Genomic DNA, 20,226 nt, shown 5'->3' on the forward strand with positions numbered 1-20,226 from the left:
GGCACCTACCGCCTCCACCTGGACTTCCAACACCAGGACACCGTCAGAACAGCACAATTCACCATCCACGCAACCACACCAGCCGAGCCGACCACCTAACACCACCACCCACCCTTAGCGAGGCAGTCAGAGAGGCTCTTTATAGCGCAGCTGGACAAAGCATCCACAGCTAACCGAGCCCAGAACCAGAAGGAAAAATTATGACTACTACCAACCACATCTCGACCCTCCAAGGAACCACACAGCCGCTCAAAGGGATCAGGCGTGCAGCAGCAAAGCACATGGTTTCCGCGTGGCAAGCGCCAGCATTTCATCTCACCGTCGAAGTAGATATGACGAATGCTCTCACGGTGAAGTCGATCTCACCCGAATCGACCGTGACGGACCGTCTTATCTCTGCCGCTGCCACGGCGCTGTCCGAGAAAAGAGAACTCAACGCATACTATTCCGACGAAGGAGTGACCATATTCGACGCCATCAACATCGGAGTTGCTGTCGCAACAGATGCGGGCCTGACCGTCCCCGTCATTCACGGCGTGCTCAACATGAGTCTCCCCGACATAGCCCGGAGACGGCGCGAAATAGTCGAGAAGGCCCGCGCGAGGAAACTCAGCATGGCGGATATTTCCGCCGGAACATTTACCATTTCTAATTTAGGCATGCTTGGTATTGACCGTTTCGACGCAATTATCAACGTCCCGCAGGTAGCTATTCTTGCGGTGGCCGCCACCCGTGAACGGTATGTGATGCGCGATGGCCACGCTCAATGGCTACCCATCGCTGAGCTCACTCTCACTTGCGACCATCGGGCATTGGACGGATATGCGGGCGCCGTATTCCTCACGCGATTGAAGGAGCTCATCGAGGCACCCATAAGCACACTCTAACAAGCAACTTTTGGAGTGCGACCTATGACAGCCATCCGGCCTCGTGCTGCGCCGCGCCTCACCATCCGCAGGCAGGTCAACCACACCAGCAGTCCCGTCGTCATCTCTACGGACTACGCCGGCCGTGCCGCGCGGGCATCGTCGGACGATTCGCGACCAAGGGCGACGGCCATCACCACGTGCGCTACATCTGCTAGGACGACGGATTTGGCCAACTGCCAGGCTGCGCGTGATCGAGGGCAGGGCCGCCGTCGACCCTTCCGTCTACCTCGTTCCGATCTTCGAATCGGCATGCCTACCTCAGCGGCAGTAGGCGTACGGCGCTGAGTGACCAGGTTCGAGCGGCCAGCCTTCATTCGCGCCGTTAGCTTGGCCCGCATAACTGGTAACCTGACGTCCTGAGTCCATCGTGAGTTGCCTTGCGGCGCCGGTGCTCGCCCTCGCATTTTTAACGAACACAACCACGCTCACGTGGTAACCAGTTTGATGCACGTGGTAACCAGTTTGATGAGGGGTGATCAAACTGCCATCTGGCAAACAGGAATATTGCAAACAGGAATACTATCGTCGGCCACTAATCGACTGTGCTGGAGCTGACTATGGTGGCAAGATAGCTAGGCTGACGCGCGTTGAATAGCTCTTGCAGTATTCCATCGACGTGATTTCGATCGCTCGCGTGCAGCGCAGGCACATCATTGGGATAGCGGTGGTCATGCGTCCGCAAGAGTGCGTGGATGGTAGCAAGCATGTCATCAAAAGATGTGTGCATCCATTGGAGCGCATTTTGGTCCTCCTCGTGTAGTCCGGTGTAAGGGATCTGTTCGAGGGCTTCTGTGCTAGTCTTCAGCCACATTTCTACCGATTTGAGTACCGTAGGAAACTGATTTCTCTGACTGGTGCGTGTACTTTTTTGCGCATCTTCATATCCTTCCTTATGGTCAGTGCAGGAAAGGTATTGGTTTATGAAATTCATGGTAAGGGACTCGATTCCGTTTGGGTTTTGTTTCGGTGTTGTTTGATCTGATGCATTAATCATTAACGGTTTGATGCATTGATCATTAACGGTTTGTTGAGCATATTAATAGGAGTGCTATTGGTTTAATCGTTCGGAACCTGCATAGCCGAGCTGCCCTATACTTGGCTGTGTAAGGTGCGGGTGATGTCGACCATGAAAGTTGTTATTACGTTGATTTATGGATGATTAGGGATTCTTCTGAGTAGTCACGACTACACTTACTTTTTTGAGCGGGTCATCGACGCGAGGAGTCATGCTGTGGTTGCGCATATTCTTCGCGATGGAGGGGCTGCGAGGGCGCTCAAAAGCGCGATGGCGAAGTCGCCTATAAAACCGGCTGAGAAGCCATCCGTCAGAATTTGCGATTTTTCTAGCATAGCGACGCCGATAATTCATGTAATCATATATCCATGTATCTATAATTATTATGAGTTGTGCTGTCGCAATGAGTTCAAGTAGAATTTCGAGCCATTTACGGAAAGCTGGCGGTGCAGATAGGCTTGACATCTCGAACTCCGACGTTTGAGTGCTATTGGTGCTGCGAAAGGGCGCCTGTGGTGGACGAGGACGGGCAAACCGCGCAGTCCAGTGGGTCGTTCTCGATATGAGATTGGCTCACCTGCTACGTTTTACCATACCCCGGTAGGGCATACAAGAGGCGGAGTAGTCTTGTCGGGCAACTCACCGCTCCGGCGCATTCTCACCACCTCGGTGGTCCTCACCTTGTCCTCCCGCCGCGCAACCCGTCGGTGCCCATCGCCTCGACAGCCGACCGATGCGCGGCCACAGATAGGCCCATCGGACAGCAGCACACAGAACGCACGAGGGCGGATTGTTGAGCGACACGGGCATCGCAGTCTTGCGCAGCTAGGTCCAACTGTGTTGCGAGGATGAATGAATGCGGAAGGAATCTGAGGTGCGCGATCGTCTTCGCCAGTCTTTTCGATGGTGGGGAGACCGAACCGATCCAGACTTCAGAGCTGATGTCACTGGGTGGTGGCGTAACCCGGGCACCCTCTTGTTGCTCGGTCCGAGTCTCGCGCAGCTGTTTGCGGACTCGGCGCCCACCGTCGTCATGGGCACCGAGTCGCGTGGAAGCTTGCTCGGCGTCCTCACCGCACAGTATGTGGGTGTCGGGTTTGCTGAAGTACGGAAGAATCCTGGGCGGGCTGCCAACAGTGACGCCTGGTGGGAGACTTCGACAGGGCCCGATTACCGCAACCGGAGCTTGCGACTCGGGCTGCTCCGGCCTCTGTTACAGGCCGGAGATAGGGTTCTCTTCGTAGACGACTGGATCGCCACGGGTGCTCAGGCAGAGGCTTGCTACTCGCTTGTCGAAATGAGTGGTGCGTCTTGGATCGGCGCTGCGGTCGTCGTCGATGGTCTCGAGCGGACTTCCTTACGATGGAAGCTCCGGGTCAAGTTGATGCTCAACGTTCGAGAGCTTTGATCCACCACAACAGGCTGTGTCCGGTAGGCGAATCCTTCGTTGGGACAGCGGCCGGTAGGTGGGTTCATTTTCGAGGTTGGGGCCGAAACATAAGGTATGCCAGTCGTACCGCTGATCTGGCGAGGATGATTGCGAGGGGACCGAGGAGCGTTATGAGGTCCCATATCTCCTCGGCGTTGTACGGATTGCTGCTGTAGCTGAGGCGGAAGGTACCAGGGGTAGGTGCAAAGTCGTAGTAGTAAAGGGCCGGACCGATGGCGAGCAAAAAACCGAGAGCGCTTCCGGGAATCAGGATTGTCAGCAGAAGCACGGAGGGCCAAGCATCGGATTCACATCGTCTCCGGCCCGCACGCTTACCCGCATCGTTGCGTCTTGGACGCCGCTTTTCCGGTCGATCGTAAGCCCGGTCTTCCACCCTTCCGGGCTGACTGTCTTCCCAATGGTTCGCGTGCATCAGAGTCTTTGAGAGCATGCCGGCGGATGCGCTCGAGGCTTCGCCGGTTGTGCGCGTCGATGAACCCTAGGACTGGTGTGGGGTCAGCGAAAGCGATCGCGAGGCTACTGCGTAACCACCCTCTGGAATCGGTCCAGACGATGAATCCAAAAAACACATCCTCGACTAAAGCGAGTGGAATCTTTCTGTCGTAGAAGAGGCCTTGAATGATCAGGGAGGAAGGTGTGAGTCCTACCCCCGAGACGCCAAGCCCGCCATGTGAGGTAGCCGATACCGACTACTAGTAGGAACGTCAGCAGACTCGATAGCAGCAGTTCAGGAGGTGTAGTGGCTGAGACGGCAGCGATGCTCGTCGACTCTTCATAGGCGCTATAACCCATTAGCGCTGGGATGCCTCCGGAAGTGAGGACGGCTGCAATACGGCTGATCAGCGGGGGAAAAGGGAAATGGGGAAGCTCTCGAGGCTGCGTTCACGCGCTGGCCGAGTCATCGTTCCTCTCTTTTCGGCCCGTGAGCGACCTACTCTCATGCGAGAAAAGGACTTTGGCGACTAGACGAGCGACTGCTTCCAGGTCGTCGCCAAGGCCCGGAGGCAGGGCCTGCTGCACCCACAGGCTGGTGAAACCGTGGACCAGCGACCACGCAGCCACTCCAGCGACAAGGACATCCGGCTCTTCTGGTCCCCCGGAGTGTGCAGCAACTCCCGCGTACAGCACGTGAGCGGTGCGTGCCCGGGCAGCCACGACGTCCGGGTCGGCGGCGTCGTACAGTTCCGGTCGATGCATCACCTCGAAGTGCGCACGATGGTCGACCGCGAATCGGACGTATGCAACCCCGACGTCGGCGAAGTCCCCCCTGCGTTCGTGGGCGGTAGTCAGGGCGTCGGCCAGCAGGTTGTGGCCCTCTGCGGCGACGGCTGTGAGCACCCCAGCCTTGTTTCCGAAATGATACGCGGGCGCCGCGTGGGAAACGCCTGCGCGCCGGGCGAGGTCGCGCAGGCTCACGGCCGCCGGTCCGACTTCATTAATGGCAACCACGGCGGCGTCCAATACGGCCCGACGCAAGGCGCCGTGGTGATACGGATGGGCAGGAGTCATGTAACCAGCCTACTGGTATTTAGCCATCGACAAGTTGCTCGGGACAGGGTATCTTGTCGGTGACTAGTTTTTCTCGCTATCCAACCCATTGAAGGGTGGCTGCTATGGCTCCGCTTGTTGTTCTCGTCGCCGTGTCGGTGTCGCTGTTTGTAGCTGGGGTCGCGGGACTGCACGGGTTGCGGTCGTGGCCTGTGGCCCTTGGTGGTGGGTTGGCCGCGATGTTCATCCTCACCGGCGTTTCGCACTTTACTGGGATGCGGGAGGACCTGGTGCGAATGGTCCCACCCTTCATGCCCGAACCCGGCCTACTCGTCAGTGTGACAGGGGCGTTGGAATTGGCCGGTGCGGCCGGGTTGTTGCTTCCACGCACCGCGCCGTGGGCCGCGGGGGCGTTGGGGGCGCTACTTGTCCTCATGTTCCCGGCCAACGTCTACGCGGCAATGGAAGGACTGAATGTGGGCGGTGCGCCGGCGATGGCCCTCATTCCGAGGGCCTTGCTACAGCTGATCTTTTTGTCCGCCACCCTGGCCGTGCTGCTCCATTACTTGCGTGGCACCCAGTCTGGAGCGTTGACTGATGATCCGGCAGCTGGACCTCCGGAGTCGCCGCAGCCCTCGTCTAAGCGGTAACTGGGGCCGCACAGGAGGCGTATCCCTCAGCGGTTCAAACCGGTTTCGGGCCGCTCCAACTGTTTCGACCTAAGCGCCACTCGAAGCCGTCTGACTCAATCACCAATTTGCGGACGACGCCCCGGCTCAGCAGGCTCCGTCGTTCGCTGATATGCCCTCCTCCTTCGAGGTAGGCATGCATGACACGGCAAATCTTTCTCAGCCTTGCCTCCTTCTCGGCCTCTATCACGTCCTCGGGATCATCGTCTACTTCGCCGTCGTCTACCAGGATGCTCGTTTGAACATTCAGCTCAGGAATGAAGGCCTCCATCCACACGTGTCCAGCTCGAATGATCGCCGTGCGGTCGTCGCTGAAGCGGCTATTCACTTGGACACTGTGCGTTCCGTGGGCTTCGTCAGAGCTGACGCGCATGCTGACGAATTCTTCGTTGAACACCTCGGCAATGACGCGATTGAGCATGGCCTTGTTATCGGTAGCCATGGTGCAAGCATCTCAAGACTGAGGTCGGCTGGATATGTGCAGCATCGGCTCGATGCGGTGAGTGTCGGGAGGAGCCCGCTCGTAACGCCAAGCGATCGGCTGCCGTGCCGAACGGCGTCGATTCCGCAGCCCCCGTCATGGAGGATCGACGCGCGATCTGCCCCTTGTATATCCAGCCACGAATGACAGCCCATCCGTACCGGGCGATCTCATTAGCGAAAGCGTCGTGATTCTGGCCGATGAAGCCGTCGAGGCGAAGAGCTGCCGCAAGTTCACGGTCCCCGGCGAGACGGTCAACACGCTCCATCGCTTTGTCCCGATCAACATCAGCGAGCCACCCGAGATTCTGAGTCCACGCTCGGTGGTCTGAGGATTCGTCGACGAAGAACTCCTCATCCTGGTCGTCGACTCTCAATATGGCTCCTCGAGTTGATGCTGGTCAGCTAATTGTCATCACACTCGTTCATATGTACGACGGCGGCCGCTTCCCCTCGCCGTATCGCTTCTATTTCTGAACCTGTTGCGAGGCCAGCACCTACCCGCGAGTTGATCGGCCTGCGCCTGTGCAGGGAACTTTGGGATTTGTGTAGGTGACTCCGAGAACTGACAGTGGGAGCTCGGGTGGAGGCAAGCGGGGCGTTTCGCCGGACGGTGAGGATGTCCGCACAGGTGTCTCGTTCGTACAAGCGGCTGGCACAGGGAGTGTTGCGTTGGGGTACATCCCAACGCCACACATCAGAACGCCAGTAGAGCAGCGGGTTCCCAAAATTGACGGGCTTTTCGAGGCCCTGTGACGGGTGCGGCCGGGTTCTATCTCGGATCAGTCCATGACCAGGCCGCCGTCGACTACCAGGTTCTGGCCGGTAACTGATCGGGCCCAGGGTGAGGCAAAGAACAAGACTGCATCTGCAAATTCCTGTGGGGTGGTGACACGTCCTAGCGGGGTGGAGGATGCGATGAAGTCAAAGACCTGCTCGGGGGTGGCTGCGCTGGCGTCGGTGGTGCGCAGCAGGCCGCCGGAGACCATATTCACAGTCACATTGTGTTGACCCAGGTCTTTGGCCAAGGTTCGAGTCAGCGAGAGGAGCGCCGCTTTCGCCGCGGTGTAGTCGTGGTAGGGCACAACGGGGTTTTGAAACAAGTTGGTGCCGACGTTGATGACCCGTCCGAAGCCTTGTTCTCGCATTCCAGGTAGAGCGGCTTGGGTTGTGTTTAGGGCTCCTCGGACGCTTCCAGAAAATTGGGCGGCGAAAGCGTCCCACCCGATTTCTGCTGCATGAGGCCGGGCATCTCCATTGAAGGAAAAATGCGCAAGGGCATTATTGACCACGGTGGTAACCGGAGCGCCGAAGTGTTCTCGTGCGTGCTCGAGCATGATGCGCACCTGCTCGGGATCGGTGACATCCGCTTCCAGCGCTACAGCCTGTGATGGACCGGTACGACTCGCGAGTTCGTGGGCGCTGTCGTGGCTGGTGCGGTAATTGATGATTACTTTTGCGCCTTCGGCGGCGAGGGTCCTGACGATGCTAGAGCCGAGTCCGCGGCCGCCCCCGGTGATCAACACGATCTGTTCTGCAAGTTGCATAATGAAACTTCCCTGAATTCAGGGCGGTAGAATGCGAAACCGACACCTGCAGGAGCCGGGAGGACATCCCTTCGCCAGTTCGAACTGGATCAGGTTCAACGGGTGTCTTCTCAGCCAGTCAGAACTGGCACCCCGTGTCACTACTCCCATAGTAGACCCCGCTGGCTGTGGGAGGGTTGGGGGCCGCGGCCGGTCGGGTCAGCTACCTTTGGCCCCACTTTGGGACGCGCCGGACTTGCTGTGGAGCGACTCATAAGCTATTCGTGAACGAGCAACGTCCAGGCGGGTTTGCCCTGGGCGAACAGGCGGTGAGGACGTGCACAGAAATTCTTCCGCGGTCGGTGAAGAAGTATTGGGCGAAACCAAGTCGTCGTGAGGCATCACGCAGGCAACGGTGCGGGTGGTGGTTGTGTCTGCCATGGCCGGGGGTGGTGCTACCGCTCGTCATGAATACAGCCGCAGCTTGGTCGGGCGGCACGCAAGCGGTAGTGAGTTCTTGAACGCGGGCATGGTGTGGGTGAAATCTGCTCTCAGCTGGCGGGCATTGAGACCGTTGGTAAACCCTGACCGGAGCCGGGTGCCATTCCATAAGCCACAGTTGTTCCGTGTTCCGTGTTCCGTGCGCCGAACCGCTAGGGTGGCAGGAGTGACACGGGGTGCTGCCCGCCAATGGCGCAGCTGAGATGACACCCGTTGAACCTGATCTAGTTCGAACTAGCGAAGGGATGTCGCGGATGGCTATTCGCTTTACATCATCGGATTGTGCCGCGCTGCTCGAGGAGTTGAGGGCCCGGAGCCCTCTGGTGCAGAGCATCACCAACGCGGTGGTGACCAACTTCACCGCCAATGTCCTGCTCGCCATAGGGGCTGCACCGGCGATGGTGGACATACCGGAGGAGGCCGGACAATTCGCCTCCGTCGCGTCAGGTGTTCTGATCAATTTGGGCACCCCGGGGCAAGGGCAAGAAGCGGCAATGCAGGAAGCCGTTCAAGCTGCCAATGCGGCCAGGACTCCATGGGTTCTGGATCCGGTGGCGATCGGCTCTCTGACCGTCCGCACGAAGCTGGCACATCAGCTTGCCGCTCATCGCCCGAGCATCATCCGCGGCAACGCGTCGGAAATCCTGGCTCTGGCCGGTGTGGGATCCGGAGGTCGTGGAGTGGACTCGACCGAAGACCCTATATCCGCGCTGGAGGCCGCTACGCAGTTGAGTGCCTCCACGGGGTCGGCGGTCGCGGTATCGGGCCCGGTAGATCTGCTCGTCGGACAGGACGGACGAACGGTCAGTGTGGCGAACGGGCACTCTTTGCTGACCCGGGTCACAGGTGGTGGGTGTGCCCTCGGTGCGGTGATGGCCGCGTTCGCGTCATTGACCGATGATTCTTTCTTGGCGGCAACAGCAGCGACCGGCGCTTACACCATTGCCGCGGAGCAGGCCGCGACGCAGGCGCAGGGTCCAGGGAGTTTCGCGGTGGGATTCCTCGACAGGCTCGCAACCATCACGCCCGAGGACATCATTACGACACTGAACCTCCGTCCCGTCAATGCGCCGGGAAATGCACGATGATCCGGCATGATTTCAAGCCAAACCTCAAACAGCATCTGCCGCTGTACCTGGTGACTGACACGGCGCTGTGCAGCCCACGGAACGTTGCCACTGTCGCTGTCGAAGCGGTTGCTGGTGGTGCCACGATGATCCAGGTGCGGGACAAGCAAGCCCCCGCCCGGAACCTGCTGCATTTGCTCATGGCAGTCGCGGATTCCGTCGGAGACACGGTCCCAGTGCTGGTCGATGATCGGGTGGATATCTTCCTGGCGGCCCGGGCGGCAGGAGCGCACGTAGCCGGCGTGCATATCGGTCAGTCTGACCTACCGGCGAATATCGCCCGGGCCCTGGTAGGACCGGAACCCATCGTCGGTTTGAGTGCGGCAACCAGCAAAGAGATTGAAGCGGTTCATAGGCTGCCCGAGGGGACGGTGGACTACTTGGGGGTTGGCGCCATTTTCGCCACCACGACCAAACCCGATCATCCTGAACCACTGGGAATCGGCGGCTTCCGTGAGCTCATCACGACAAGCTCTCTGCCGTGTGTCGCTATCGGTGGAATCAGTGGGGCTGACGTACGCCCTTTGCGGGATGCCGGCGCCGCCGGAGTGGCCGTCGTATCTGCTGTGTGCGCCGCCGATGATCCCAGAGCCGCTGCTAAAGCGTTGAAGGAGGAATGGTGATCCTAAGTGATCTGGTCCTGCGCGATGTCCCTCGAGTCCTCAGTATCGCTGGAACTGATCCGACCGGTGGCGCGGGTATCCAGGCCGACCTGAAAAGCATCGCCGCACTCGGCGGGTACGGGATGGCGGTGGTCACCTCCCTGGTCGCTCAAAACACACGCGGCGTCCGTTCCGTCCATACCCCGCCGCCGCAGTTCCTCAGGGAGCAACTCGATGCGGTCAGTGATGATGTGGTGATCGATGCGGTGAAGATCGGCATGCTTGGAGACGTCGCGACCATCGGCGTCGTGCAGGAGTGGCTCGAGCGGGTCCGACCGCCTCTGGTGGTACTGGACCCTGTCATGGTCGCCACCAGCGGAGACCTGCTCCTGGTTTCCGCTGCCGAGACCGCGCTGCGGGAACTGGTTGGTAGGGCACACTTGGTCACTCCCAACCTTCCCGAACTCGCCGTCCTGGTGAACGAACCGACCGCCAAGTACTGGCCGACGGCGCTTGACCAAGCCAAGAAACTGTCGACGATGTCGGGATCGGTAGTTCTCGTCAAGGGCGGCCATCTGAATACTGAACGTAGCCCCGACGCTCTCGTGGGGATGTATTGGCAACCGGGAGGAGTTGACGGAGGGGAGACCTTCGAAGTCATCACCCCACGCGTGAGCACCAGCAATTCCCACGGAACCGGATGCTCCTTGTCCTCCGGCATTACCACCGTGATGGCGAGGACCGGCGACTGGACCCGTGCGCTCTCCGAGACCAAGAACTGGCTGCAGGACGCCCTCGTGCACGCCGACGAATTGCAGGTAGGGCAGGGCAGCGGACCTATTAACCACTTTCATCGCCTGTGGGCGAAAGCGCGAACCTTACCGGGCAACCAGAACAGCAGGATGGGTTAGAGATGGGAATCAGAAGTCGAATTCGAACCTGTCGGGTTCCCGTCCGGAAAGCCCGCCCATGTGTACCGGGATGCCGGCGGGGACTAGCAAATCAAGTTTGCCTTCCGAACCGAAAGTGGGGCCTTCTCAGTAAGGAATTCCGAGTAGAGAGACGATTGTTCTCATGCCTATATCATTGATGGATTTCGTTTGCCGGTGCTTGCTATGACAGGTCCCCCCATTACTCACACACCGGTACGGCCGATCGCGGCCGTGATTGCTGCTGTCGTTCACGGGAATCATGTACTGCTTGTGCGGCGAGCCAACCCGCCAGATGCAGGTCGATGGGGTTTTCCCGGGGGAAAGATTGAAGTTGGCGAGACGATTCGGCAGGCTGCGGTGCGTGAACTGGTCGAGGAAACGGGAATTACGGGCCAAGCCCATGAGGTGTTCGCCGCTGTTGACGCCTTCGACCACGACGAGGCAGGCCTTTTGCGCCAACACTTCGTGCTCGTCGCTGTGCGCTGTGACTGGATCTCAGGGCAACTCGCGGCAGGCGACGACGCGTTAGAAGCCCGTTGGTTCCCACTCGATGAAGTCAACGAGGCCAAGGTCGCCCTAAGCCTCGACGTAGCCAACATCGCCGGCCAAGCCTTCGATATTGTTGCAAAGGGCTTCGACACGTCCACCAACTGAATTCCAAATTTCATTTGAAAAGACGCTGCCCACGCTGGGTAGGGACGCGACGTCGAGTGCGAGTTGGTCACCTCACTAGCTTCGCGAGGACTGATCGTCCGTCATCCCTACGGAGAGCTAACGCAACGAAGAGATTCGCAAGCACCATGTGGCGTTGGGGTACACCCCAACGCAACATCTCCAGACCGCCGAAATGGTGTGGCTTTAGAGTCATTTTATGGCTTTCGCAACACTTCTGTGCAAGGGTCTAGACATGACGCAACACAAAGGGCAGCGGATCGGGTACGCCCGCGTGTCGAGCGTTGACCAAAATCTCGCTCGTCAGCTGACCAGCCTCGGCAGTGTCGATCGGCTGTTCGAGGAGAAGCAATCCGGTGCGCAGCGATCCGGCCGAACGGCCCTCGCGGAGATGATTGGATACGCCCGCCACGGTGACACTGTCGCTGTGTCATCCATGGACAGGCTGGCGCGATCGGTTGTCGACCTCAATCAGATAGTGGGGGAGCTGGCCGAGAAGGGTGTCTCCGTAGAGTTCATCGCCGAACGGGTTACGTTCACCCCGGGCGGTGCGGATCCGTTCGCTGAGTTCCAGCTGAATATCATGGCGTCCTTCGCGCAGCTCGAGCGAGCGATCACCAGGGAACGGCAAGCCGATGGCATCAAGGCAGCGAAAGAACGCGGCGCCTACCAGGGCCGATCCCGCAAGCTCACTGACGACCAACTGCTCGAGGTTCAGAACCTGATTGAGGCACGCGTACCGAAGGCTGAAGTCGCCCGACGCTTGAATATCGACCGCACCACTCTGTACCGGGCATTAGCCCGTCATCAGTCGGCCATCGTACAAACAACTGCGTTCAAGGAAGAGGGTGTTGGAGCCGGTGGCACCAGCAAGTGATCTGAGTAAGAGCCAAATCGACTGGTCTCGCATCAACGAACGCGACTTCAACCACTTGGTGGAAGTGCTGCTTATCAAGAAGCATGCCAAAGCCCCGGGCAGAGTGGACGTCATCCGAGGTGCCGGCGGAGACACGGGCATCGACGTCGTGGTGTGGCGCGGGGACAAAGCAGCAATCATCTACCAACTCAAATACTTCCCCGAAGGGTTCACAGGAGGGTTCCGAGAGAACCGCCGCCCCCAGGTCAAGAAGTCATTCGATACTGCTTGGAAAAACCACTCTCCGGAGGAGTGGATCCTCGTCATGCCTCCCAACCCGCACATCAATGAGTCGAACTACGTTGATCAGCTGGCGAAGGACAAAGCGGTACGAGTCGAGATCATGGGTCAAGCAAAGCTGACGGCAGCCCTGACGGACTACCCCGAAGTGGAACGAGCATTTACCCGTGACGAGCTCGTCGACCTTCTCGAGCGGACACATCAGGAGAAGGCCGGCCTCGTGGGTGGTACAGACCTCTCCGCGCGGATACAGGACCTAGTGTCTCTGGCCAACACGCGAAGCCAGTACTGGGACGTAGAGGTATCGACGATCAACGGAGAGGTGTTCGAGGAGTACGTTGCTAAGCACCCCGACGCAATGGTCGAAGAGCCCATTATCACCAAGCTGACGTTCCAGTTTGGAGAGGAACATCAGGATGAAGTTACGCGGTTCCAGGACAGCTTGAACTACGGGATGGTGGAAGACCTGGACCTGCCCGGTGAAACTGCCACGTTCAGTCGCTCAGGTCCCTCATGGGTGAAGCCCATGCCTGCAACCGCGCTGTCTCGCGTTCGCATGTCTCCCGTCGCTCTGGCTTCCGGCCTCGATGGCAAAACGATCACCTTCGACTTCCGTGACGAGGCCGGCTTTACTCAAGGCCGGTTCGAGGGGGTTGTTACCCGGCATGTGACGGGAGAAATCGGATCATCCTTGCGTGCACAGTTCGCAAACATACTGACTCTAACGATGCAGATCCCCTTCGACCCTGATGGTGGGATCCCGAAACTCAAGATGGTTTTCAACGCAGCGGAGCTCCCCGTCCGTGACGTTCAGGTAGCCATCGACATGCTCCGTAGCTTTCAACCGGATCGCAACCTCGACGTCTACGTGGGTGATCTGAACGGATCTATGAAGCTATCGAACTTGGTTGAGCCTCTAGAAGGGGATGACTGGACGGAGATGCTGGTCGAGGATCTGAGCGTGATCGAGAAGTCACAACGCGGAGTGTCTTTCGTCGTCCCCGAAAGCATCGAGCCATACGACCGAGTCAACATCCGAGTGGCTCGCTTGCTACTGGACGGCTACCAAACAGTGATGGCTCCACGGCAAAGTATGTCTGTAACCCTCAAGGGGGATCTTAATGACGGTTTGGGTCTACTGCTCCGGGACGGAGGTGCGCTGCTAGTGACCCAACCAGCGATGGCCTTCGACATTCAGGGATCAAAGTTGAATCTTGGACCGGGTATCATTCATCACCCTCACGTCCGAGCTCGGGACGGTGAGGAGGCATTGGCTGCTATCGAGGCAGGGACCGCAGCGGGCCGCGTCGTTCATCTCGAACCGGTCGATGAGACACCTTTCAGGGTGTGGCTCCAACCACGAGCGGATACAACGGCCAACGGTGAGCCCGAGTACAGAGCTTGGGGCATTCCGACATTTGACGATCCCGTGTTACCAACAACTATCGACTCAGCGCCCGATGCTGGCAGTACAGAGGACTAGCAGGATGGGGGGATGTAGCAAGGTCACATCAGGAGTCGACGTCGGGGGTGGGTTTGCATGATTCGGGTCATCCGCTGGTTGCTTACCTCGAGCATCCGATACAGCTACCTGTTCGTCCGCGCCATCCTCCGGTTGCCGCTGCTCCTGCTCCCGATCCCGCCTCGGGTCTGCAACCAAGTCGCCGGCGCCCTGGCGATCGCGCTCTGGTTCTTCCTGCTGCTCGTCCCGGTCGCCGTCTCCGACTCCCCGTGGTGGGCCGAGTGGTTGGTCATTGGCGCGGCCGCTCTGGTCATCGTCGGTGTGGTGCGGATGGAGGGTCGCCGGCCGATCGTGCGCCGGCCGGCGCAGGTCCGATGACGTCTTGGCGGGGGTAGTCGGCGGTGAGGCAGCGCAGGGGAGAGGCTGACCGGTTTTGGGAGAAAGTCGTCAAGGGCCCGCGGCCGCATGACTGTTGGATCTGGACCGGCGCAGTGGCCGATGACGGGTACGGGCGGTTCTGGGTCACCAGGGATGGAGAGCAACGCTCCCTGCGGCCGCAACGCTTCGCCTACGAACACCTCACCGGAGAGACCCTGAACCCTGGCATCGCGCTCCTGCACGTTTGCGACGTCCCGCTTTGCGTCCATGCCAGCATCGCGACCGACACGCACCTGTTGCCCGGTACTCAGGCGTTGAACATGCTCGACCGGTCCCAGAAGGGTCGGCATGCGAACGCCTCAACCTTCCGGTGGCGCGGTGTCGGCCGCGCCCAGTTCCGCGCCCAGTCCGTCGAGCTGCGGACAGCCCTCCTCGAGCACGGATGGAACGAACCGGTCATCCGTCCTCTGCTCACCGGCATCGATCCCGAAGCACCGACGCTCTTCTGACCACGGCAGGGTCCTCTCGGCCATCGCCGTGTCAGGGCCGTGTTCTACGCTGTGTAGTGGAGTCCTGTCTTGGGTGTCCGTCGTACCCGACCTACCGTCGTTGGAGCATCATGCCTGTGAGCTCGATCCCGCGCCCCGCCGAGTTGGCTGACCGCGTCCGCAGCGCGTTTCGTGCCCGGGTCTCCGGTGACCCCACCGGGGCGCCGGACTGGGTGCGCGACATTGCCCTGGTCGGGGAGGGACCAGGCTTGTTCGAACCCGACGGCGTCGTCTGGCAGGTCCACGGTGGCCTTTCCACTTTGGTCGGCGGCGTCGCGGCCCTCCTCGGACAGGGCGCGCACCCGCTGGCGATGGCCGGGGTTGCGCGGCACTCCTCCTACCGCAGTGACCCCTGGGCCCGCCTCGCCGGGACCGCGCGCTGGCTCACCATCACGACCTTCGGCTCCGCGGAACTCGCCGAGCGGGACTCGGCACGGGTCCGCGGCATGCACGGGCGGGTCCGCGGCACCACCGACGACGGCCGCGCCTACTCCGCGTCCGACCCTTCCCTGCTCCGCTGGGTGCACCTGGCCTTCACTGATGCCTTCCTCGGGGCCCACGAGGCCGTCGGCCACGACCTCGCCCCGCGATTCGGTCGCACCTGGGCCGACACCTACGTCGCCGACTGGTCCCGCAGCGCCCAGGCGCTCGGAGCCGAGGACCTCCCGGTCAACCGCCAAGAGCTCGCCGAGGCACTGCGCGCGATGGAACCCGACCTCGAACCCGTCCCCGCCGAGCTCCTGACCTTCCTCAGCGCCCCAGACGGACTGAACAGGGCCGAGCGGATCTTCTACAGCGGCATCGCAAGCGCTGGAGCGCTGGTCATCTCCCCGTCCGTGGCTCCCCTCGCCGGGGTGCCCGGTCGCGGCGACCGCTCGCTCGCTAATCGCCTCCGGTTGCAGCGCACCCGCTTACAATTGCGGACCTTCCAGCTGGCCCTCGGACCGCACAGCCCCTCCGTGGATGCGGCGCGCTACCGACTCGGCCTCGCTGGCCCCCCGGACTGGCTCGACTGAGGCTCGATCGCGCCGGCCTTAGCCGGGCGGCTCGGCGCGTCAGGTGCGCGCTCGGTGGGTTCGTCGCCGCCCGGGCCGTCTCGTCGTACAGCCGCGCCGCGGGGCAATCTGGGAAGGGGTGCGCGTCGAACACAGCAGCGGTACCTTCGTGGATACCCGACTCAGGTGGGACACCACGCCTGAAAATGATGCCCGGAGAAGATGCAACGATGCCGAAGAACGCACGACGAACCCTTCCCTTCGTCCTTAGTGCAACGTGTGCCATCGTAGTTTTGCTGCTTTCCGGCTGCCAGGGCGGTTCATCAGACGACGACGGCGCCCAAGCAACGACGTCAGCGACATCCCAACCCGCACCGGACACCACCTCGGACGCTGCAGTGGGGAGCGTATCGGAGGTGCCTACTATGGCGCCGTCGCCCTCGGTCGCCCCGACGCCTGCATCACGGACGAATCCGGCTGCCAATCTTCCCGTTCCAGAACTCCCTGCTGCTGCGCAGGACGACAGTGAGGCGGGGTTGGAGGCGTTTACCCGGTATTGGTTGGAGCTACTGGCCTATTCCTATGAGGCCAACGACCTCGTACCCCTGATGCAGCACAGTGACCCGACGTGCACGTTCTGCCAGGACGCCGCGACGGCCATGGCGCAGGTCTACCAGGTGGGATGGGTCTCAAGTGGCGCAATAACCCTGACGAGCTTCACTACGGAGTTCATCGCGGACCAAAACGGTGTGTACACGGCCGAGATCACGACCACGCAGGGCGAGATTTTTTACTTCTCCGGCGAGGGGTGGCTCGGCTCAAGCGAGTCCAAACCGGACACCCCACACACGATCACTGCCCGCCACACCGGCGACGAATGGCAGATGATCGATTACACGACACCGGTGCCCGCTGCGCTGGGAAGCTCCTCACCCGGCACATCACCCGGAACCGCGCCCGCCGAAGGCAACCAGTAGCAAAGCGTTGTCATAGCGGGCTCCGCGCGGTCAACAGTGGTCGTGACGTCCGGTCGCGGGTTCGAGTTGCAGGGTGGAATGGCGGATGTCGAAGTGCTCTCCAATGCAGGCATTGAGTTCGGACAGAATCCGGTTTGCGCTGCCGTCTGTAAAGGCACCCGCGTCGATCTGAACGTGGGCGGTGAGGGCCGGCAGACCCGAGGTGATCGTCCAGGCATGCAGGTCCTCGACGAGAACGACGCCAGGCACTTCCTCCATGTGGCGGCGCACTTCACCCAGGTCGGTATCGGTCGGTGTTGCTTCCAGCAGGACAAGGGCGACGGCTTTGAGCAGGCTATAGGCGCGCGGCAGGATCAAGATGCCAATGGCGATGCTTGCCAGCCCGTCTGCACCCGTGAACCCGGTGAGCTGGATGACCAAGGCGGCGACGATGACCGCGATGGAGCCCAGCATGTCACCGAGGACCTCAAGGTACGCGCCGCGCACGTTCAGGCTTTCCTTCTGCCCGCCCATCAGCAGGCGCAAGGCAACGAAGTTAGCAATCAGCCCGAGGGCTGCAGCGGCCAGCATGATCGGGGCGTCGACCTCCACGGGAGCCAGGAAACGCCGGACACCCTCGATGAGCATCAGGACCCCGATGACCGCGACGATCAATCCGTTTACGAGGGCGGCGAGTATTTCCACGCGCTTCCACCCGAACGTCCGCCGCTCCGTCGCCGGCCGTGCCGCCAGCCATGTTGCGAAGATCGCGATGGCCAGCCCTACCGAGTCACTGAGCATATGGCCGGCATCGGCGAGCAGGGCGACCGACCCAGACAGGACCGCGCCGATCACTTCGATGAGCATGACCGACACAGTGATGGCGAGGGCCGCGAGCAGCCGGCCGCGGTGCGCCCCGCCGGCCGTCAGTCCGTGGGAATGACCACCGTGGGAATGCCCGGTACCTCCCGCATCACCACTGGACGCACCGGACGCACCGGACACGCTGCCTGCATCTGATGTGCCCTGGTGTGCTGGGCGATTGTGATCGTGGCCGGCGCTCACGATGACACCCGAGTCAGCGCCACACCAGAACCAGGAACGGAAGCAGGAGGAGGAGAAGCAGGGTGGGTCGGGTTGATGTCGCCGCCGGGCGTGTGGGCTGCGTGCGCGGCGCCCACCTGCCGCTCGAGCGGCAGGCTCTGGTCGTCGGCTGGATCCTCACTACGACTGTGCAGGAGCAGACGTTCGCCGGCGTGCAGAAGCTCATCCAGTCCGGGGTGCGCCAGCTGATACAGGGTGGCCCGCCCCTCCGGTGTCGCGGAGACCAGGCCGGCATTTTTCAGGACAGCCAGATGGGCTGACACGGTCGATTGTGCAAGACCCAGGTGTCCGGAGAGCTCTCCCACCCGGTGGGGTCCGTCCGCCAGGCAGTGCACCAGCGACAAGCGGGCCGGTTCGGCCAACGCCCGGAAGATGAGCGCCACCTCGTCATGCTGATGCACATCGTAATTCATCGTCATGCGCCGATCATATCGTTAAACAGCGATGAATAACAGGAGTCAATGGGTGCCGGAAAGGGTCACTGGGCGATGCAGGGAACCCTCTCAGCTGGTCCTTCTTATCTGCTGTCCCCTGCGCGACGAATCACTGCATGCACCAGAAAGGCCGTAGCTGCCTCACTCCGACCATCTGCGGCCACGCACCCAAAATTAGTACATGAAATCGTGTAATATCTGCGGTATGGAGACATTGACCCAACCTGCGGTGCTGGCGAAGTTCGGGTACGCCCTGTCCGATCCGACGCGGGCGCAGGTGCTCTTGACCCTCCGCGAGGGTCCGTCCTACCCGAGCGAGCTGGCTGAGCTGGCCGGCGTGAGCAGGCAGAGCCTGTCGAGCCACCTGGCCTGCCTGCGCGGATGTGGCCTTGTCGTCACGGTTCCCGAGGGCCGACGGGTTCGATACGAGCTAGCGGACCGGAAGCTGGCAGATGCCTTGACCGCTCTGCTCGGCGTCGTTGCCGTCGCTGATACCCAGTGTTGCTGCACCACCAAGGCCAATCATGTCGATGGGAAGGTGTGCTGCTGATGAGCACCCACACCTCTCCCGCATCGGTGCAATCAGCACTCCCAGCGCCGACCGCGGCTCCAACCACGGAGCGGCGCGCGGTCCTGTCTCGGCGGATCCGGCTCTTCGTCGCCGCGACGATCACCTACAACGTCATCGAAGCGGTCATCGCGCTCAGCGCCGGCACGATCGCGTCCTCGAGCGCCCTGATCGGTTTTGGCCTGGACTCGATCGTCGAGGTCCTCTCCGCGGCCGCTGTGGCCTGGCAGTTCGCCGGGCGCGACCCGGAAGCCCGGGAGAAGACCGCGCTGCGCCTGATTGCGTTTTCGTTCTTTGGCCTTGCCGCGTTCGTGACCTTTGACGCCGTCCGCACTCTGATCGGTGCGTCCGAGCCCCAGCACTCACTGGTCGGAATCATCCTTGCCACGGTGAGTCTGGCGGTCATGCCGTTCCTGTCCTGGGCGCAGCGCCGCGCCGGCCGTGAACTCGGTTCCCGATCCGCTGTCGCGGACTCCAAGCAAACCCTGCTGTGCACCTACCTTTCCGGTGTCCTGTTGGTCGGCCTGTTGCTCAACAGCACCCTTGGCTGGTCCTGGGCTGACCCGATCGCCGCCCTGATCATCGCCGCCGTCGCCATCAAGGAAGGCCGCGAGGCATGGAAGGGCGACTCCTGCTGCGCACCATCGTTTGGAAACCTCGACGCCGAGGGAAGCGTTGACACCTGTGGAAGCACACCGTCGGGCGGCACGGATTCGTGCTGCAGCACGAACGCCCCCCACTCAACCGCTTCAGCGACCAGCACTTCCGGCGGGCCTTCGCCGTTGACGTTGACCGCACGCCCCGCAGCACCCGGAATTGCAGCAAGCCCCACGGCAGGCACGGCAGCAGGCGCTTCGACGTCGGCGGAGGCGTCCTGTGCCTGCTGCACGCACGACTAGAACACCCAGCACGACCTGATTCACCCGATCCACCCTGATCTACCCAGATCCACCGCTGGTTCCCTGCACTGGGCGGGGAACCAGGACGACCACGCAGTTCCATGACGAGGAGACACCACCGTGCCGACCCCCGCCCCCGCTCCGACCACAACCCCTGACGCTAAGAAGGGCCTGAGCCTGCCGAACCGGGTCATGATTGGTCTGCTCGCCGCCGTCGCCCTGGTGATCGGGCTGGTGATCCTCTTCAACGCGCTGGGCGCGGACGACAGCCCGACGGCCGGTACGACCGCTGCGGAGGTCGTGCGTGAGGACAGC

Annotated in this window: 23 protein-coding genes and 2 riboswitches; of the genes, 17 read left to right on the plus strand and 6 right to left on the minus strand. The window is 61.2% G+C overall.

Going from position 1 to position 20,226, the window contains the following annotated elements:
• Positions 1-200 precede the first annotated feature (200 nt).
• Positions 201-887, plus strand: a complete 687-nt coding sequence (locus tag CXQ92_RS17210; RefSeq protein WP_104169012.1) for a 2-oxo acid dehydrogenase subunit E2 — start codon at positions 201-203, stop codon at positions 885-887.
• 574 nt (positions 888-1,461) lie between these two features.
• Here CXQ92_RS17210 and CXQ92_RS17945 read toward each other — a convergent pair.
• Positions 1,462-1,860, minus strand: a complete 399-nt coding sequence (locus CXQ92_RS17945) for a hypothetical protein (protein WP_146067506.1) — start codon at positions 1,858-1,860, stop codon at positions 1,462-1,464.
• Positions 1,861-2,800: 940 nt separating this feature from the next.
• On the opposite strand from CXQ92_RS17945, the gene CXQ92_RS17215 reads away from it, so the two are divergent.
• The gene (locus CXQ92_RS17215; protein ID WP_104169013.1) at positions 2,801-3,352 is read left to right on the plus strand and encodes a phosphoribosyltransferase family protein; all 552 of its coding nucleotides are present in this window, start codon (positions 2,801-2,803) and stop codon (positions 3,350-3,352) included.
• A 924-nt stretch (positions 3,353-4,276) separates the two neighbouring features.
• Here CXQ92_RS17215 and CXQ92_RS17220 read toward each other — a convergent pair.
• Positions 4,277-4,903 carry a TetR/AcrR family transcriptional regulator gene (locus tag CXQ92_RS17220; protein WP_104169014.1) on the minus strand — a complete coding sequence of 209 codons (627 nt, stop codon included), beginning with the start codon at positions 4,901-4,903 and terminating at the stop codon, positions 4,277-4,279.
• A 104-nt stretch (positions 4,904-5,007) separates the two neighbouring features.
• Here CXQ92_RS17220 and CXQ92_RS17225 point away from each other — a divergent pair, with 104 nt between their 5' ends.
• The gene (locus CXQ92_RS17225) at positions 5,008-5,532 is read left to right on the plus strand and encodes a DoxX family protein (RefSeq protein ID WP_104169015.1); all 525 of its coding nucleotides are present in this window, start codon (positions 5,008-5,010) and stop codon (positions 5,530-5,532) included.
• Between the two features lie 34 nt (positions 5,533-5,566).
• Here CXQ92_RS17225 and CXQ92_RS17230 read toward each other — a convergent pair whose 3' ends face one another.
• Positions 5,567-6,013: a hypothetical protein gene (locus CXQ92_RS17230; RefSeq protein ID WP_104169016.1), complete on the minus strand. Its 447-nt coding sequence runs from the start codon at positions 6,011-6,013 to the stop codon at positions 5,567-5,569.
• Between the two features lie 226 nt (positions 6,014-6,239).
• Between CXQ92_RS17230 and CXQ92_RS18310 the strand changes: the two genes are divergently transcribed.
• Positions 6,240-6,383 carry a hypothetical protein gene (locus CXQ92_RS18310; RefSeq protein ID WP_181033729.1) on the plus strand — a complete coding sequence of 48 codons (144 nt, stop codon included), beginning with the start codon at positions 6,240-6,242 and terminating at the stop codon, positions 6,381-6,383.
• A gap of 450 nt (positions 6,384-6,833) precedes the next feature.
• Here CXQ92_RS18310 and CXQ92_RS17240 read toward each other — a convergent pair whose 3' ends face one another.
• The gene (locus tag CXQ92_RS17240) at positions 6,834-7,598 is read right to left on the minus strand and encodes a 3-oxoacyl-ACP reductase (protein ID WP_104169017.1); all 765 of its coding nucleotides are present in this window, start codon (positions 7,596-7,598) and stop codon (positions 6,834-6,836) included.
• A 49-nt stretch (positions 7,599-7,647) separates the two neighbouring features.
• A riboswitch (TPP riboswitch) is annotated at positions 7,648-7,743 on the minus strand.
• Positions 7,744-8,240: 497 nt separating this feature from the next.
• A riboswitch (TPP riboswitch) is annotated at positions 8,241-8,341 on the plus strand.
• On the opposite strand from CXQ92_RS17240, the gene thiM reads away from it, so the two are divergent.
• The 10 genes from thiM to CXQ92_RS17290 all read left to right on the plus strand — a co-directional run bounded on the left by thiM (position 8,324) and on the right by CXQ92_RS17290 (position 16,927).
• The gene (gene thiM, locus CXQ92_RS17245; RefSeq protein WP_181033730.1) at positions 8,324-9,166 is read left to right on the plus strand and encodes a hydroxyethylthiazole kinase; all 843 of its coding nucleotides are present in this window, start codon (positions 8,324-8,326) and stop codon (positions 9,164-9,166) included. It overlaps the preceding riboswitch by 18 nt.
• Positions 9,163-9,828, plus strand: a complete 666-nt coding sequence (gene thiE / locus CXQ92_RS17250) for a thiamine phosphate synthase (RefSeq protein ID WP_104169019.1) — start codon at positions 9,163-9,165, stop codon at positions 9,826-9,828. Before thiM ends, thiE begins: the two co-directional genes overlap by 4 nt.
• Positions 9,822-10,718, plus strand: coding sequence for a bifunctional hydroxymethylpyrimidine kinase/phosphomethylpyrimidine kinase (gene thiD, locus CXQ92_RS17255; protein ID WP_104169020.1), 897 nt, complete (start codon positions 9,822-9,824; stop codon positions 10,716-10,718). Before thiE ends, thiD begins: the two co-directional genes overlap by 7 nt.
• Positions 10,719-10,970: 252 nt before the next feature.
• Positions 10,971-11,393, plus strand: coding sequence for an NUDIX hydrolase (locus tag CXQ92_RS17260; RefSeq protein ID WP_258070039.1), 423 nt, complete (start codon positions 10,971-10,973; stop codon positions 11,391-11,393).
• Between the two features lie 217 nt (positions 11,394-11,610).
• Positions 11,611-12,288, plus strand: a complete 678-nt coding sequence (locus tag CXQ92_RS17265; RefSeq protein ID WP_258070040.1) for a recombinase family protein — start codon at positions 11,611-11,613, stop codon at positions 12,286-12,288.
• Complete coding sequence (locus CXQ92_RS17270; protein WP_104169022.1) at positions 12,260-14,050, plus strand: hypothetical protein; 1,791 nt, start codon at positions 12,260-12,262, stop codon at positions 14,048-14,050. The genes CXQ92_RS17265 and CXQ92_RS17270 overlap by 29 nt, the downstream gene beginning before the upstream one ends.
• Positions 14,051-14,107: 57 nt before the next feature.
• A complete protein-coding gene (locus CXQ92_RS17275; RefSeq protein ID WP_104169023.1) occupies positions 14,108-14,407 on the plus strand; it encodes a hypothetical protein in 300 nt (99 codons plus the stop codon).
• A 113-nt stretch (positions 14,408-14,520) separates the two neighbouring features.
• The gene (locus CXQ92_RS17280) at positions 14,521-14,916 is read left to right on the plus strand and encodes a hypothetical protein (protein ID WP_258070041.1); all 396 of its coding nucleotides are present in this window, start codon (positions 14,521-14,523) and stop codon (positions 14,914-14,916) included.
• Between the two features lie 110 nt (positions 14,917-15,026).
• Positions 15,027-15,971, plus strand: coding sequence for an oxygenase MpaB family protein (locus CXQ92_RS17285; protein WP_258070042.1), 945 nt, complete (start codon positions 15,027-15,029; stop codon positions 15,969-15,971).
• A gap of 404 nt (positions 15,972-16,375) precedes the next feature.
• On the plus strand, positions 16,376-16,927 hold the full coding sequence (locus tag CXQ92_RS17290; RefSeq protein WP_146067507.1) for a DUF6318 family protein: 552 nt from the start codon (positions 16,376-16,378) through the stop codon (positions 16,925-16,927).
• A 30-nt stretch (positions 16,928-16,957) separates the two neighbouring features.
• On the opposite strand, the gene CXQ92_RS17295 is transcribed toward CXQ92_RS17290, so the two are convergent.
• Positions 16,958-17,836, minus strand: a complete 879-nt coding sequence (locus tag CXQ92_RS17295) for a cation diffusion facilitator family transporter (protein ID WP_258070044.1) — start codon at positions 17,834-17,836, stop codon at positions 16,958-16,960.
• 131 nt (positions 17,837-17,967) lie between these two features.
• Positions 17,968-18,429 (minus strand): helix-turn-helix transcriptional regulator, encoded by a 462-nt coding sequence (locus tag CXQ92_RS17300; RefSeq protein WP_258070043.1) that lies wholly within the window; start codon positions 18,427-18,429, stop codon positions 17,968-17,970.
• 220 nt (positions 18,430-18,649) lie between these two features.
• Here CXQ92_RS17300 and CXQ92_RS17305 point away from each other — a divergent pair, with 220 nt between their 5' ends.
• The 3 genes from CXQ92_RS17305 to CXQ92_RS18315 all read left to right on the plus strand — a co-directional run.
• Complete coding sequence (locus CXQ92_RS17305) at positions 18,650-18,994, plus strand: helix-turn-helix transcriptional regulator (protein WP_104169028.1); 345 nt, start codon at positions 18,650-18,652, stop codon at positions 18,992-18,994.
• Positions 18,994-19,911 (plus strand): cation transporter, encoded by a 918-nt coding sequence (locus tag CXQ92_RS17310; protein ID WP_219815775.1) that lies wholly within the window; start codon positions 18,994-18,996, stop codon positions 19,909-19,911. The genes CXQ92_RS17305 and CXQ92_RS17310 overlap by 1 nt, the downstream gene beginning before the upstream one ends.
• A gap of 120 nt (positions 19,912-20,031) precedes the next feature.
• On the plus strand, positions 20,032-20,226 hold a 195-nt coding region (locus tag CXQ92_RS18315), incomplete at its 3' end, for a hypothetical protein (protein ID WP_181033731.1).

It is taken from the genome of Arthrobacter sp. SX1312, assembly GCF_002929295.1.
GTDB lineage: Bacteria > Actinomycetota > Actinomycetes > Actinomycetales > Micrococcaceae > Arthrobacter_D.

What these genes read in the sequence shown, in the direction of transcription:
- CXQ92_RS17265 (WP_258070040.1), top strand. Translation starts at nt 11,611, where the DNA reads ATGGCTTTCGCAACACTTCTGTGCAAGGGTCTAGACATGACGCAACAC.
- CXQ92_RS17945 (WP_146067506.1), bottom strand. Translation starts at nt 1,860, where the DNA reads ATGAATTTCATAAACCAATACCTTTCCTGCACTGACCATAAGGAAGGA.
- CXQ92_RS17285 (WP_258070042.1), top strand. Translation starts at nt 15,027, where the DNA reads ATGCCTGTGAGCTCGATCCCGCGCCCCGCCGAGTTGGCTGACCGCGTC.
- CXQ92_RS17230 (WP_104169016.1), bottom strand. Translation starts at nt 6,013, where the DNA reads ATGGCTACCGATAACAAGGCCATGCTCAATCGCGTCATTGCCGAGGTG.
- CXQ92_RS17300 (WP_258070043.1), bottom strand. Translation starts at nt 18,429, where the DNA reads ATGACGATGAATTACGATGTGCATCAGCATGACGAGGTGGCGCTCATC.
- CXQ92_RS17215 (WP_104169013.1), top strand. Translation starts at nt 2,801, where the DNA reads ATGCGGAAGGAATCTGAGGTGCGCGATCGTCTTCGCCAGTCTTTTCGA.
- CXQ92_RS17290 (WP_146067507.1), top strand. Translation starts at nt 16,376, where the DNA reads ATGGCGCCGTCGCCCTCGGTCGCCCCGACGCCTGCATCACGGACGAAT.
- CXQ92_RS17220 (WP_104169014.1), bottom strand. Translation starts at nt 4,903, where the DNA reads ATGACTCCTGCCCATCCGTATCACCACGGCGCCTTGCGTCGGGCCGTA.
- CXQ92_RS17275 (WP_104169023.1), top strand. Translation starts at nt 14,108, where the DNA reads ATGATTCGGGTCATCCGCTGGTTGCTTACCTCGAGCATCCGATACAGC.
- CXQ92_RS17310 (WP_219815775.1), top strand. Translation starts at nt 18,994, where the DNA reads ATGAGCACCCACACCTCTCCCGCATCGGTGCAATCAGCACTCCCAGCG.
- CXQ92_RS17210 (WP_104169012.1), top strand. Translation starts at nt 201, where the DNA reads ATGACTACTACCAACCACATCTCGACCCTCCAAGGAACCACACAGCCG.
- CXQ92_RS17240 (WP_104169017.1), bottom strand. Translation starts at nt 7,598, where the DNA reads ATGCAACTTGCAGAACAGATCGTGTTGATCACCGGGGGCGGCCGCGGA.
- thiD (WP_104169020.1), top strand. Translation starts at nt 9,822, where the DNA reads ATGGTGATCCTAAGTGATCTGGTCCTGCGCGATGTCCCTCGAGTCCTC.
- thiM (WP_181033730.1), top strand. Translation starts at nt 8,324, where the DNA reads ATGTCGCGGATGGCTATTCGCTTTACATCATCGGATTGTGCCGCGCTG.
- thiE (WP_104169019.1), top strand. Translation starts at nt 9,163, where the DNA reads ATGATCCGGCATGATTTCAAGCCAAACCTCAAACAGCATCTGCCGCTG.
- CXQ92_RS17305 (WP_104169028.1), top strand. Translation starts at nt 18,650, where the DNA reads ATGGAGACATTGACCCAACCTGCGGTGCTGGCGAAGTTCGGGTACGCC.
- CXQ92_RS17225 (WP_104169015.1), top strand. Translation starts at nt 5,008, where the DNA reads ATGGCTCCGCTTGTTGTTCTCGTCGCCGTGTCGGTGTCGCTGTTTGTA.